Origin of the sequence: Desnuesiella massiliensis, from assembly GCF_001403615.1 — a bacterium.
GTDB lineage: Bacteria > Bacillota > Clostridia > Clostridiales > Clostridiaceae > Desnuesiella > Desnuesiella massiliensis.
In genome coordinates, this window is record NZ_LN879456.1 from 1,265,556 (window position 1) to 1,279,511 (window position 13,956).

A 13,956-nucleotide genomic window follows, 5' to 3' on the forward strand; every position below is an offset into this window, starting at 1 on the left:
TTAACTGCTCATATAATCTAATTATATATAAGCTCTTTTAAAACTATTTCTTCTGCATAATCTTTTGCCTGTTGCCTTATTGTATAAGCCTTCATAAAATCTCCGTTCTTAGGCAAGGAATGTATTTGAAAATATTCCTCTTGAATTCGCTCTAAAAGCTTGTAGGATTGATTTTCTACATTGAACAAGTATTTCATCAACTCACCCTTAAAAAGCAGTTCTGTGAAAAAATCTGGCTTATTATACTTTAAATAATTCAGCTTCATCATTCCATATTTACCTAACTGAATATTTTCTTCCTTTAGCTTTAAATCTATTTTATTCAATTTACAACATCCTTCCTTTTATTAATTAACGAAAATCAAGGAATTATGCTGTTTTGCTGTTTCATTTATTCCATACTTTAAGTAAATTAAGCCCATTATGATTTTAAAGCATGGTATATCAAGAAGTGCCTGTCCATACATTTTTATTTGTGGATCAAGAAAATCTACAACTGAATGGCTTATTATAGCAACTCCTGCTTCATATTTTCTTGCCCTTTTTTCAACATTTCTTAAAAATACTAGGCTTTGAGGTACATTGGTATCAATCATAAGATAAGCTTCATCACAGATTAACAACACTCTTTCATTTCTATCTTTGCTCATTTCCTGCCAGCACCAAGTAAGAATATTAAAATATTGAGTTCTTTTAATATTGTCATTAGTATTTTGCAAATCATGAGTATCAAGGCAAATGCATCTTGTATTAGTTTTGATAGAGCTATATCCATTCCAAAGAAAAGAATCACTTCCCATAGCTATATCTTTTAAAAGCAGTGCAAGGTCATCATAAATATTAGCTTCGCTTTCTTTTCTTGTTTTTTCTTTTTCCTTTGCTTTTTTATCTATCAAATTATAAAGGTCTAAAAATATAGGAAAATCTTCATTACTAAGTTTGGTTATATCTGTATCCCAAGTTATGCCAAAGTTATTATATAGCTCAATTAAGCAATCTTTAAGAATAGCTCTTTCTCTATCTGTTAAGGATGGAATGTATAGACTAAAAAATATTTCTAAATTCTTAATGTAAAGAGCCATATCACCCATTCCCTGACCTTCATCTTTATAAACTTCATCATTATCATCTACTGGTGTTGGTCTTATTTGGAGTGGATTTATTCTTCCATTGCTGCCTCCACCTGCATTAATCCAATCTCCATTTAAAGCTTCGCATAGCTCTTTGTATTCTCTTTCTGGATCTACAAATATAATTTTAGTGTCTTTCATATATTCAGATAAGGCTATATGCTTAACTGCTGTAGACTTTCCAACACCAGCTACTCCCATTATAACCATGTTAGTGTTGGTTCTATCATTTCCTCTCTTCCAAGTATCCAGTATAATTAATCCACCACTGGAATCTCTTCCGAAATAATAACCTGTTCCATCATTATAACCACTTGATGAAAAAGGAAATCCACCTACAAAGGTGGATAAAGGAACTATTCTGCTTACTATCTGCTCTATATTTTCATCTGAAGTATAAAAGGGTGAACAATTTTTAAATGCCTGCTCTTGCAAGTTTGACAGGTTTCTTGGTTTACATTTACTCATTGCACAGGTACTTTCAGTTTTTCTGCAAACCTTATTGAAACTTTCATCTTCTCTTGATATTGGCATAATAGTAATTCCCATAAGTCCAACAGTTTCACCATTTTGGTCTATTTGCACCATTATCTTTTCTCCATCTAATGCTGAACGTTCTGCCCTTTTCTGAGCTAGTGGATCTTTAGCACTTTCTGCTGCTCCACGACTTTGAATTACGTTTCTTGAAAGACTTTCAATAAAAGAACTGTTATCAATAGGCTTAAAAGATATACTGACAATAGTACTTGGTATATTTGTAATTTTAGAAAGCCATCCATAATCAACTTTTTGAGGATATTTAACTATTCCATATACTTTTCCCGTATTTTCACCTATAACCAAGCTGTTTCTTTTTATTTCAAGTCCCATTGGAGTTATTATATTTAGCAAGGATTTGTTTAATAATATTTCTTGATTTAAGGTATTTTTATTTTTTATCATTTTCACATCTCCCTTTTCTATTAAAAAATAGGGATAGTGGCTTCAAACTCACTATCCTCTATATTTGTATAAGCTGGATTATTTACAAGATTACATAACCTTACTATATCCTGCTGCTTTAATATTTCACATTGTATGTTTCCACTTTCAAGCTTTGACTTAAATTCATAGCATCTTTTAGATATTTCTCTTTCTATATCTTCTTCATACCTTTCCCAAAGCATTATATAAAACTGCCTTTCAACAACTTCTCCAGATAAGGCATAATTACTCATTACAAGCATTTCATTTCTTAACAAATCCTTTTGCTTTTGATCTGAGCTATTTGAAATAATACCAGTATACTCATTTATAAGTGGTGAAATATCTACTGGTCTTGATACTGCTAAAAACTTATAAGGCTTTTGCTCACTTGAAAGTTCTGCTGTGAGAGTCTTACATAAAAGCTTTTTTTCTCTTTCTGATAGCAAATCAATGCTTATAGGATTAATTTTTATATACATGATAATGTAGCCATCTCGTGTATATAAATAGCGTTCTTTAACATCTTTTACATTTACAAACTCATTAGCAGTTTTCTGCTCTTTATTTTCTGTAACCTTTGTTCTTTTACTATTCTTCTTTAAAAATAACAGTGTTAAACCTCCACAAATTAAACAAAGCAATAACATAACAATTGGTATAATAGGTTTCATGGTGCACCTCCTATATCTCTAATCCTTCTTTAATTCTTTCATGTTTTAATATTAATATCTTTTTTTCATAATCCTCATTTTTGCTATTCTTTAAGCAGTGCATATTATCTAAAATTCTAGTCACTCTACTCTTAATCTTGTGCCAATTTCATATACTATTGAAACGGTAACTGAATTACCAGCTTGCTTATATAACTGGCTATCTGAATTGACTGATTGTGCTTTATAATAAAATTCATCAGGAAATCCTTGCAATCTAAAACATTCAAGGGGCGTAAGTTTTCTTATCGCCCCACCCAATAATATTCCATGTCTATCTTGTGCTGTTAAAGTAAACATTGGTTCATTTTCATTTTTAAATCTACGCCCATTTTGACGTTTTTTTAATCTTTCTGGGGTAAGAACAGCTCTTGGAATAACTAAAACTCCACTATTATCTGCAGCTCTATTTGTAATTCCAGAATTATATCTTGCTTTTATACATCTTGCATTTTCAGTTACTTGAGGTTTTAAATTTAAGTCAACAAAATATAATCCTGTTTTTGCTCCTTGACCGCCTCCATGAGAAGTTAATGTTGTACTTAAACCATCTATACTATATACCCTTTGTCCTTGTTTACCTCCTATAAGCTGCTTAAGAGTTTTTGGGTTGCAACTGATGATAGGAAATATTTTTGTGAAACTTCTTCCTCTAATATGTGCAATAATGAACACTCTTTCACGGTTTTGTGGCACTCCGAAATCTTTGCTGTTAAGCAATTGCCATTCAGCATCATACCCCAATTCATAAAGTGTACTGAGGATGGTTTTAAAAGTCCTGCCTTGGTCATGCGATAGCAGTCCTTTGACATTTTCAAGAAGAAGAAGTGGAGGTTTTCTTTCATTAACCAATCTGGCAATTTCAAAGAACATAGTTCCTCTAATATCTTCAAATCCTCTCCTTTTTCCTGCAATTGAGAAACTTTGACAAGGAAATCCTGCACAGAGCAATTCAAATTCGGGCATTTCTTTTGGATTGATTTTTCTGACATCATTAATAAACCACTCTCCTTCACAACTGTACATAGCTCTATAACTTCTATCTGCAAATTTATCTACTTCGCAATGACCTACGCATTCATGTCCAGCCAATTCAAGTCCTAATCTAAATCCGCCTATACCACTAAACAAATCAATAAACTTCAAGTATTCTCCCTCCTATAGCTCCATATCATCTTCATAATCTGGTACATAAACATCCATAAAAGCTGAGTCTTCTACTTCTTCCTGAGAATAATACTCTGGTTCTCTAAACCTTTCATAGTATTTTGAAATCTGCTCATCTGTTAGTGAAATAGATGCTCCATCTTCATTAAAGCCGCAAAGAAAAAACGTACCAGCAATTATGTCTCTGCCGATACGTCTGTTTCCTTCAAGACCTCTTATTTTACCTTCTTCATTACAAACAAGGCTTGTATTATCATCTAAGTCTACCATTTCAATTGAGCCTCCAACTATCTCCTGCATAGGTTTTAAACCTTCTTCTATTTCTGCAACATAAGGCCTTATTTGAGGTTGAACTATTAATACTCTCATAAGTTTTTACATCTCCTTTACTTTTTTAATACTTTCTCTAATATCTAAGCCATCAATTTCATTACCAAGACAAACCCATCCTTCATGAGTTTCTCGTGCAAAGAGTTCAACTCTGGGTAAATCTCCGCAAAGCTCAATTATTCTTTTCCTTACTTCCTCAGGTTTTTTACTATGCTTTTCAATAGGTAAATCTATAACTGAATGAACTGCTTTTGATATTCTTTTAGGGTGACCTTTAGTTCCAATTAGGCATATTTCCGGATTAGCTCTTGTCCAAAATCCCAGTCCCCAAAACCAATTTGGACTTTTCTTATTTCTCTTTACCCAGCAAAACCCTAAGGTTTTATAAGTAAATCCCCATCTTTTCATAGTTTCAAGCCCTACAAGTAAGTTAGGAAAAGTAACCCATAAAAATAAAATACAATCTTCCATAGCTAAACTTGCTACGTCAAGATTGTATATATCTTCATGACTCATAGTATTATAATGATTTTCAGCAGATCTTCCTCTACCTTTTTTAGAATACACTTTATAGCTCCAAGGTGGATCAGCATAAATTATATTAAACCTCATAGGTTTCACCCTAAAACTGTGGGCCTATATGCCAATCGTCATACAAGCTGCCTTTTATGTTTACATAATCATTTAAATTAACAGAAAGCATACCCTCTGGTGTCCATACATCTATTACTTCTGCATATACAGAATAGGTTCCATCTGGATACCATATTGGAGTAAAATGTACTCTTTGATTATAGGTAGAATATTTATTTTTTTTAAGCTGAAAACTTGAGGAATAACCTGCTGTTATCATTTCTAATACTCTATTATAAGTTTTATAATTAAATTCAGGATAATAAGAAATAACATTTTGAGCACCTGTTATGGATGAGCTTGGAGCATTAGAACTAAGATTAGAATTTACATTTAAGTTTATTCCATATCCTGATTTCATAGTTTTTGAATAGGCTGTAGGGACTTTAGCATCTGGCTGAAGGTTCATATTGGCTGAAAGATAAGCATAGTAACTTATCCATTTATATTTCCAATCTCCTCTATCAACCCAATGACCATTATCAACCCAGTATCCTGTGTTTTTACCTGTACTAACCCAGCTCCAGTTTGCCTGCCATTCCCATTTAGGTTCCCAATAGCAATCCCATTTTCCCCATGTAGCAGAAGTTTTTGGAGCTTTACTTGGAATACTAGAAGCTTTAAAACTTGGATTTTTATCATTAGCAGTAGGATTTGGTGGAGTGTTTTCTTTAAGGTCTACTATTTTGGCTGTAATATTTGCTTTATTTGCAAATGCTCCACTTATACTTACATCTATATTTAATGTTTGTGGTGTTTTGGGAGTGTGCCATTTAAACCAAACCTTTTGAGATTCTCCTTCTGGAATATAAATATTACTTACAGTGTAGTTTTGTCCATTTACTCTAAAGCTTACAGATACAGGATTGTCAGGTGTTCTTCTTCTATCTGTATTTACAGTTATTGAAGTAATAACATCTGTGTCACATCTATATTCATAGGAATTACTATCAATATCTACTCCCTTATCCGCCTCACTAAACCTTATGACACCAAGTCCTAAATAGGCTTTTATTTGAGTATTTGATACCTTTTGATTACTCGATCCTGACCAAGCAGCAAAACCTAAATCAGAAGTTTGTAAAAACAAAGCAAGGGGCAAATTCTTATGAGATAAACTTACCATCTTTGCTCTTAAACCTCCTCCAAGTTTTTCATCATATAATGCTGCTTCATGTGCAGTCATTGCCATATACACTCCTTGAAAAGTCATGTAAGCTATAGGTTCAATAAGTATTTTATAATCTCCGCTTATAAGATTTTCATAATTCATACCAGTAAGGCTTGCAATTAATTTTAGAGCATATTCAGAACAAAAGTATTTTTTAGTAGCTTCAATATTTATAGTATAGCTACTTGAACCTATAATTCTTGGCATAGGTTGAGATGGAATATAATAGTTATACACACTTGTGTATGCTTGCAAGGAACTTCCGTTTCTATATTGAATTTTTGATTTCTTTCCAAAATGTATTTTTATATTATTTTGATTTTTATTTGAGAAATCAATAGGTGTAGTTACTGGCATTTGATCTCTACACCTGATAACAGTAATCCTTACCCCATCATTCCCTGGATTCCAAAAGTTTTGAGATGATCCATTTCCCATTCCACCTCCTCCGCCGTCAAAGTTTCCATCTCCTTCAGCAAATACACTTATAGGTACAGAAAAAATTATTAACATTAAACAAAGTAAAAATGCTGTTACTCTTTTCATAAGCTTACACCTCCAAAAAAATAGAGAGTACAGATTTTAACCATACTCTCTAAAAATACTTTTTTATTAAACTAATCCATTGTACCCACTTGCTTATTAATATCACCATCAGATGTTACATTTGTTCCTTGACCACCACCACCTTCATCGTTAACCCAACCAAACCCTGGAACATATACTTGTCCTTTGTTATTTTTTTCTCCTCCCTTAGGACTTGATTCTTTCTGTGGTTTTACTGCTTTTTCAGGATAAGTAGGTACTTTATTTTTATTTGTTATATCATCTGTAGTCTTAGGTTTTTCCTTTGGTGGTTCTGGTTTTTTAGGTGCTGTTTCAGTATTACTACTTACAACATTATTTTGAGAGGATTTTTCTGTACTATCAGCAGCATTAATAACTGGTACTTTAGCTTTTTCTTCATTTTCTGTTTTTATTTCGTCTACCTTAACTTCATCTACCTTATTAATATCTGATAAGACTTTATCCTCTTTATTTTTAGGTGTTTTATTTACATAACTTATTAAGCCTGCTCCAAGAGCTATAGCTAAAACAACAAGAAGTGTTACAGTTAAATTTTTCTTTACATTAAAATTAAGTTTTTTCATCCACATTCACTCCCTTAATTTTTTTTCAACATAACGGGTTTTTTTGCCCTTGTTAAAAAATAAACATACTTTTTGTATTTTGTCCAGATGTTTTTTTAATTTTTTATTTTCACTTATTCACACGTTGTCCACACGCTCTCCTGTGTATATGTGATTAACTTTAGAACTTAGAAGTATAACCTGCATTGACCTTTAAGTTTATTTGTAGTGGTGGCAGCTTATCCCATCCAAAAGATAAAGGTACTTCAATATGGATAGTAGCTTGAGCTTGAAATTTATTTGAAGTATTAGGGTTTAACGGTGCTAATGATGTATTTATAATATTTATTTTAAGATCTGAAAGCTTATATTCTGTCTCTTTTCCCGTAAATTTAATGTGATATACACCATTTTTCTCTAAACCTAAAAGATTATCAAGATAAGTAAATATATCTCCTGTATCTACTTTACTCTCCCATAAATTAGCTTGGTTTAGATTATAGCCTCCACTATATCCTTCACGTAGCCCATTATATACATCATCATAATTTTGAGCCGCCACAGCTATTACAGAAGTTTGAAGTGCATCCCTTACTCCCTTTGCTATAATTTGAAGCCTCATGTATTCTGATACTGCACTAAATATTATTATCAGTGATAAAACTATTGCGCAAGCAAGAGGAAGAGCATTTCCTTTTTTCTCCTTCAATATCCTTCTTATGTTTTTTACTTCCAATACACTTCACTCCTCCCCGTAGCTTTAGATTTAAGTTCAATAGGAAAAGAGCCAAAACTAAAGAAACCTATATCCACCATTTTAGTAACTGTTACAGTAATTTCATCATTTAGCTGTACTTTATTTGTTCCACTAATGTAATTTGCCTGCCATGATATAGCAGGACTTATTCCTGTTTGATCTTTTAAACTTTCTACCTTCGCACTTACTTCCGTACCTACTCTTCCTGAAATTTCTGCGGTTCTCATAATTTCATTGGCATAAGTATTTAATTGATTTTTTGCCACAAATACAGGAAATATTTTTACTGCAAAAGCAATAACCATCATAGCTGCAATTATAATAACTACAGTATCAATATATCCTTCGCCTTTCTTTTCTTTTAAAAGTTTAATCACTGTACCACCTCCTAAAACAATTGCCCCATGGTTTTCATTATTTGAATCCCCATTACAACAAGATACATTAGTACAAAGCACATAAGCATTGCAAAGGAATATTTTCTTATTTTTGATGGCTGTTTTGCTGCTAGTGTTTTAAGTCTTTGAAGTTCTAATTGCTTTAAATCATGGGATAACATCTGAAAATATACCACTCCATCATCACCACGAAGTACGCTTATAAGCCCTCTTACGACCTCTGAAAGTGTTGAACTTCCAAGTCTTGTTTCAAACCTTGTAAGTGCTCCCTCAAAGCTTCCTGATTTCATATCTGCAACAGTTATTTCAAGTTCTCTTTTCATGGCTTTTCCTGCATTTTGCTTATAAGTTTCAAGAATAGACAGTATATCTCTGCTTGCTTTAAGCTCTTGAGTTAGAGTAGCAGTAAATCTTGGAAGTTCATATTCTATTTCCTCTCTTTGATTTTTAACCTTATCCTCAGCCACCTTAATTTCTTTAAAATATATTGCTATAGCTAAAAATAAGATTACTGGAGTTATTATTGGTAAAATAAATAAAGCAGGAATAATACTAAATAGTACTAAACCTGCTTTAACATAAGCTTTTGCAATATAGGTTTCTGGAGTTAAATTTATTTCTGCGGATTTTAAAATTGCTGTAAGTTTTCTTTTTTTATACTCATTAAGCTTTATAATTTTTGAAAGCTTAGTTGATAGCTGTAATATATATATTTCCACATTGTGTGTCTTTTTCTTTTCTCTCCTGCTTATGCTTATTACTGCCTTTGAAGCTTTTAAACTAGGCAGCTTTAACAAATCTGCCATCAGCATGTATACTCCAAAGGAAAATAGACAGGAAAATATAAATAGTATTGTTAACATATATTAATTTCACCTCACACAAAAACACGCAAAGCTTTTGCCTTGCGTGTTCCAATTATTTTACATTACCTTAATTCAATATGAATTTCTTTTCCTAATCCTTTTGCAAGCTTGCTAAGAAAGTCTAAAGAGGGATTATAATTTCCACTTTCAAGCCTGCTAATATTTGATTTTTGAGTTCCTATACGGTAAGCTAATTCTTCTTGAGTTAAATTTAGTTCTCTTCTTGCTTTTATTACTTCTGAAATAAGCTCATAGCGTGGTTTTAGTTTTTCATACTCATCTTTGAACTCATTATCCTTCATAAGTTCTTTTTTAATTACTGAAAAATCAACACTTGCTTTACTCATCTTCACACCTCTTTTCAAAATCTTCTTTATATCTTTTTGCTTTTTCAAGCTCTAGCTTTGGCGTTTTATCTGTTTTTTTAAGAAATCCATTTAACAATACAAAAGTGTCTCTTTGATAAGTGAAATAAAATATTCTTGATGCATCTGATCCTAATTTTATTCTTAACTCATATATTCCTTTATATTGTTCCCCTTTAATGGGTTTTACATAAGGTTCTTTTAAATAAATGCCATGCTCCTTTAAAAGTTCTATTTCACTATATGCTTTTGCTCTCATTTTAGGTGAGAGTGATGATAAAAATTCCATTACAGGGATGTTACCATTTTCTCTTTGGTAGAATTCAACCTTCCAATCCACGTTTATATCTCCCTCTTTATAATATATGCATTTATTAATTATATGTTATCATATACGATAACTTTAGTCAATGTCTTATCTCTTATATTCCACTGGTTTAGTTAATTTTATTACTGCTGCCAATGATACAAATATGACAGTTATGCAAACTGCAAGTATTGCCTTTCCAAAACTTGTGAACATCAAAGTTTCATACCATTCCTTATTTAGAAAATACATAAGTGGTATATTTCCTATTAAAAGTATGGTCATAGTTATAAACTCTTTCATAGGTTCATAAAGGAGATAATCCAGCTCTGCTCCTACTATTCTCATATCTGAAAGCTTTGATACTATTGGCGTTGATGTGGTTTTTAAGTTTTTATCCTCTTGGCAAGCTATTACTGCATCCACCCATTCTCTGAATACATCATTATCTATTTTGCTTCTAAGGTTTTCTAATGCTATTTTCATATTAGAATTTATAAGCTTTGTTTGAGTTAAAAAGCCTTTAAAAACATCTGATACTGGTGGATTTAGATAGGTTATATTTTCATCTACTGCGGTTATTATACTTTCACTTCGCATATAGGATGTGGTAATTACTGAAAGAGCTGTTTCAAGTTCAGCATTTAACTGTTTTTTAAAAAAGTTTGCTGTGAATTTTATATACCAAAAGGGTACAAGCGAAAAGCCTATAGAGAGCACTGGAACTAAAAAGAAGTTATTCATAGATACAGCTACAATAACTCCCATTAAAAATAAGAAAAATGAAGCTACACATAGAGTATAAAACTTTTCTGTTTTTCCTGTAATCTTTAGTATTTCTTTAGTTTCTTCAAGAAGAAGCTTTATTCCTCTTGGCTTTTTCTTATTTGTGGCTTCTTTAACCTTTGTTTTAATAGTTTTTTTCTTTCCTTTAAATTTATTTGCTATAGCTTCAAAGAATTCAAAAGGTGACAAGGAAAGTAATATAAAACTCCCTGAAATTATTCCTAAGAAAGCTATTAATTTTAATAAGGTCATTTTTCTTCACCTTCTTCTACTACATTTTTAGAAAGCAAGCTTTCTAGTACACTTAATGGCATTCCATTTTCAAGAAGCCTTTTTTGAAGATTCTTTGATATATCCTTTACTTTTTCATAGTTACCTATTATTTTAACTTTTCCATTTTTTACTGTATTCTCTTTAATATGATAACGAAAAAGAGTGTGAATTTGCCTTTTACCATTAGGCAGTATTTCACACTCTGTAATTTCCATTACTTTTCTTGAATTATCTTCAAGCTTTTTAGTAAACAAAACTATTGGAAAAGCTTCTGTAACTAAAGAATATAAGGTGTCATCATTTATATCATATTTCATTTTACAAAGGGTCATCATACGAAAATAGGTAGCTTCACAGGAATTTGCATGGGTTGTAGTTATTACTGCATGTCCTGTTCTTGCTGCCTCCTGAGCTGCAAAGGATTCTTCTCCCTTCATTTCAGCTACACATATATAATCAGGGTTAAAAGTTAAAGCACTTTCAAGGAGCTTTTCTTGATCTATATTCTGCTTTTTATCTTCACTATACCTTGTAACTGTATGGACTATATTGTTTATTACCTTTCCTTCTTCATCTGTTTTCACAAGGTCAAACTCTCTTGTTCCATTTTCTATGGTAAATATTCTTTTATCATCTGGAATTGTAGATAAAAGCCAGCTCATTAAGGTAGTTTTACCTGAAGACGTTGCTCCTGTTACACACATACTTATGCCATATCTTAAGCATATACTTAAAAAATCCAACATTTCTTCTGTAGCTGTGCCATTTTTAATAAAGTTCTCTTTAGCTAATTTTTGAGGATTTACAATACGGATAGAAGCTGAAATTCCTTTATCATCATCTATAACACCAGTACCAAATACAGTTATTCTTATTTTATTTGATAAATGTCCTCTTACTATGGGCTGAGAGTTATCTAAAATCATTCCCGACTTATGAAGCAGTCTTCTTATTACATCTATAGCATGTTCAGGTGAATTGAATTTCTCTTTTGTAGGCAGAATTTCTCCGTTAGTATAAGTTATTTTAATATCTCTCCACTGATTTATATTGATTTCTTCTACATCTTTTCTAAATAAATACCTTGTTAAGAATGAAAACTCTGCCATTTCTGAATAAAGTTTTTCTACAAGTTCATCAAAACTTAATCCCTCTACCCCTAAGGAATAGTCCATAATATATTTTGAAATATAGGATTTTATTTGCTCCTTCTGCTCATTTGGGTTATCTGAAATAAGATTTGAATATTTATTTGAAATATGTTCCTGTACATCCTGTAGTATGTCTGGGAATTCTTTTAAATTTTTCCCTGTATTGAAAAACAAAGCTGCATTATTCATGAATTAGTTCCTCCCTTCCCAAAAGCTTTTTTAAATAAAGAAATCTCTTTTATTTTTGATTTAGTTTCTACAGTATACTCTTTTTCATCTATAAGATAATTACTTAAAGCTCTTATAGTATTTTCATATTCTAAGCTATTCTTATCCTTTAGCTGGTTAAAAAGAGATGCTGATAAAAATTGATTTTCTATTTCTTCTGTATAGGTCAGCTCATATCTTACTCCTCTATACATTTCTATTATCTGATCCTTTGGTTCCTTCTCCTTTACCTTTGATAAAACCTTAATATGCTTATCTACATTAAATCTTCTATCTGCAAGCAGTGGCAAATAAGAAGCGAAGTAGGATATTGCCTTTAAATTACTGCTGCAAAGCCTTACTACATTATCTGCCATTTCAAGTGCTACTGCTGATAAGGTATCATAGGCAAAAACACTTGAACAATCTATAATAACATAATCTGCAAGATGCCTTAGAAGTATTAAAAAATCTACTGCTCTTTCCTTTGAATAAGAAGCATAAGTAAATATATTTTCTCCTTGAGAATATCCCAAGAGACTTATATAAGGATTTTTTTCTAAGGTAATGCATTTTGATAAAATATCTTCCTGAGTTATTTCTGGAGCTGATAATATGCTACCTAAAGATTTATTTTCTTCTTTTGCATAGGGTAATATTGTCATAATGCTTGGTGAAAGCACATCACAAAGCACAACTATAACATTTTTCTTTTTTGTAGAAAGTTCTTTAGCAAGTTTAATGCTTACAGTAGTTTTTCCTGCATCAGGATTTCCCCAAAGAGCAATTATTTTATTATTGTTCATTTCTACTTGCCCCCTGACTTACTGAGTTATCTGTATTACTCATATTTCCTGTACTACTATCTTTATTATCATTTATAAGCTTCTTTTGCTCATCTAAGAATTTTTGAGAGTTTTCCTCTGAACCTCTATATATTAAGGACACATGGATTTTACTTTTTTGCTCAAGATCTGCAAGCAACTTTGCTTGAGTTCTATTTACTAAAAGAGTTATAGTAGATGGCAATTCCTGTTCCTTATCTTTTTCATTTGTTTGCTTTTGATTATAAACCCTATCTGCTCCTTCGCTAGTAGTTACTGCAAGGACTCTTACATATTGAAGCTCTTTCGGTATAACAGTTTCTCTAAGCTCACCATAATCTGATGCAATTATAGAAATAATATCTCCTGTTTGAAGTTTTCCTGAAAGCCCTGCAGCAAAGCTTTTTATGCTTATTGATATCGCCTGATTATTACCATCAAGACTATATAGATATTTATTTTCTGCTAAAGGACTATTTGAAATCTTGCTACTTAAAATATAATCTCCTTTACTTAAATCTGCTGTAGCATATTTACCTACAACACTATCTTTATCTATTAATACATTCTTTGGCAGATTATATCCACCTATTTCAACGGTTTCAATCTTATCAGAGCTTATAATTTCTCCCTTAGGAATATCTTTACTTATCCTCACTATTTTGACCTTTGACTGTAATGCATTATTGTATAATGGTGTTATACCAAAGCATATAATAAGAGATAAAACTATAGCTGAAAGTCCTATTACCGTTCTGTTTTTTAATAAATTTTTCATTGAAAAA

At 31.6% G+C, this 13,956-nt stretch carries 17 protein-coding genes; all 17 read right to left on the minus strand.

Annotated features, from left to right (window positions below):
- Positions 1-17: 17 nt before the first annotated feature.
- Positions 18-326 carry a TnpV protein gene (locus BN2665_RS16875; protein WP_055668252.1) on the minus strand — a complete coding sequence of 103 codons (309 nt, stop codon included), beginning with the start codon at positions 324-326 and terminating at the stop codon, positions 18-20.
- Positions 327-347: 21 nt separating this feature from the next.
- Positions 348-2,072: a VirB4 family type IV secretion system protein gene (locus BN2665_RS16880; protein WP_242865966.1), complete on the minus strand. Its 1,725-nt coding sequence runs from the start codon at positions 2,070-2,072 to the stop codon at positions 348-350.
- A gap of 20 nt (positions 2,073-2,092) precedes the next feature.
- Positions 2,093-2,767 carry a hypothetical protein gene (locus BN2665_RS16885; RefSeq protein ID WP_055668253.1) on the minus strand — a complete coding sequence of 225 codons (675 nt, stop codon included), beginning with the start codon at positions 2,765-2,767 and terminating at the stop codon, positions 2,093-2,095.
- Between the two features lie 120 nt (positions 2,768-2,887).
- On the minus strand, positions 2,888-3,952 hold the full coding sequence (gene dcm / locus BN2665_RS16890; protein ID WP_055668254.1) for a DNA (cytosine-5-)-methyltransferase: 1,065 nt from the start codon (positions 3,950-3,952) through the stop codon (positions 2,888-2,890).
- Positions 3,953-3,964: 12 nt separating this feature from the next.
- Positions 3,965-4,342, minus strand: coding sequence for a DUF3846 domain-containing protein (locus BN2665_RS16895; RefSeq protein WP_055668255.1), 378 nt, complete (start codon positions 4,340-4,342; stop codon positions 3,965-3,967).
- Positions 4,343-4,348: 6 nt separating this feature from the next.
- Positions 4,349-4,915 (minus strand): MT-A70 family methyltransferase, encoded by a 567-nt coding sequence (locus BN2665_RS16900; protein WP_035283401.1) that lies wholly within the window; start codon positions 4,913-4,915, stop codon positions 4,349-4,351.
- 10 nt (positions 4,916-4,925) lie between these two features.
- Positions 4,926-6,653 carry a DUF8193 domain-containing protein gene (locus tag BN2665_RS16905; protein ID WP_055668256.1) on the minus strand — a complete coding sequence of 576 codons (1,728 nt, stop codon included), beginning with the start codon at positions 6,651-6,653 and terminating at the stop codon, positions 4,926-4,928.
- Positions 6,654-6,724: 71 nt separating this feature from the next.
- Positions 6,725-7,258 (minus strand): DUF6550 family protein, encoded by a 534-nt coding sequence (locus tag BN2665_RS16910; protein WP_055668257.1) that lies wholly within the window; start codon positions 7,256-7,258, stop codon positions 6,725-6,727.
- 160 nt (positions 7,259-7,418) lie between these two features.
- The gene (locus BN2665_RS16915) at positions 7,419-7,973 is read right to left on the minus strand and encodes a hypothetical protein (RefSeq protein WP_055668258.1); all 555 of its coding nucleotides are present in this window, start codon (positions 7,971-7,973) and stop codon (positions 7,419-7,421) included.
- The gene (locus BN2665_RS16920) at positions 7,964-8,371 is read right to left on the minus strand and encodes a DUF4320 family protein (protein WP_055668259.1); all 408 of its coding nucleotides are present in this window, start codon (positions 8,369-8,371) and stop codon (positions 7,964-7,966) included. Before BN2665_RS16920 ends, BN2665_RS16915 begins: the two co-directional genes overlap by 10 nt.
- Before the next feature lie 11 nt (positions 8,372-8,382).
- The gene (locus tag BN2665_RS16925) at positions 8,383-9,255 is read right to left on the minus strand and encodes a hypothetical protein (protein ID WP_055668260.1); all 873 of its coding nucleotides are present in this window, start codon (positions 9,253-9,255) and stop codon (positions 8,383-8,385) included.
- A gap of 65 nt (positions 9,256-9,320) precedes the next feature.
- Entirely contained in the window at positions 9,321-9,605 is a 285-nt protein-coding gene (locus BN2665_RS16930) for a helix-turn-helix transcriptional regulator (protein ID WP_008423823.1), read from the minus strand.
- Positions 9,598-9,963, minus strand: coding sequence for a type II toxin-antitoxin system RelE/ParE family toxin (locus BN2665_RS16935; RefSeq protein ID WP_055668261.1), 366 nt, complete (start codon positions 9,961-9,963; stop codon positions 9,598-9,600). The genes BN2665_RS16930 and BN2665_RS16935 overlap by 8 nt, the downstream gene beginning before the upstream one ends.
- A 75-nt stretch (positions 9,964-10,038) precedes the next feature.
- The gene (locus BN2665_RS16940) at positions 10,039-10,968 is read right to left on the minus strand and encodes a hypothetical protein (RefSeq protein ID WP_055668262.1); all 930 of its coding nucleotides are present in this window, start codon (positions 10,966-10,968) and stop codon (positions 10,039-10,041) included.
- Positions 10,965-12,329 carry a CpaF/VirB11 family protein gene (locus tag BN2665_RS16945; RefSeq protein WP_055668263.1) on the minus strand — a complete coding sequence of 455 codons (1,365 nt, stop codon included), beginning with the start codon at positions 12,327-12,329 and terminating at the stop codon, positions 10,965-10,967. Before BN2665_RS16945 ends, BN2665_RS16940 begins: the two co-directional genes overlap by 4 nt.
- On the minus strand, positions 12,326-13,153 hold the full coding sequence (locus BN2665_RS16950) for an AAA family ATPase (RefSeq protein ID WP_055668264.1): 828 nt from the start codon (positions 13,151-13,153) through the stop codon (positions 12,326-12,328). The genes BN2665_RS16945 and BN2665_RS16950 overlap by 4 nt, the downstream gene beginning before the upstream one ends.
- A complete protein-coding gene (cpaB, locus tag BN2665_RS16955) occupies positions 13,143-13,949 on the minus strand; it encodes a Flp pilus assembly protein CpaB (RefSeq protein ID WP_055668265.1) in 807 nt (268 codons plus the stop codon). Before cpaB ends, BN2665_RS16950 begins: the two co-directional genes overlap by 11 nt.
- Positions 13,950-13,956: the final 7 nt, after the last annotated feature.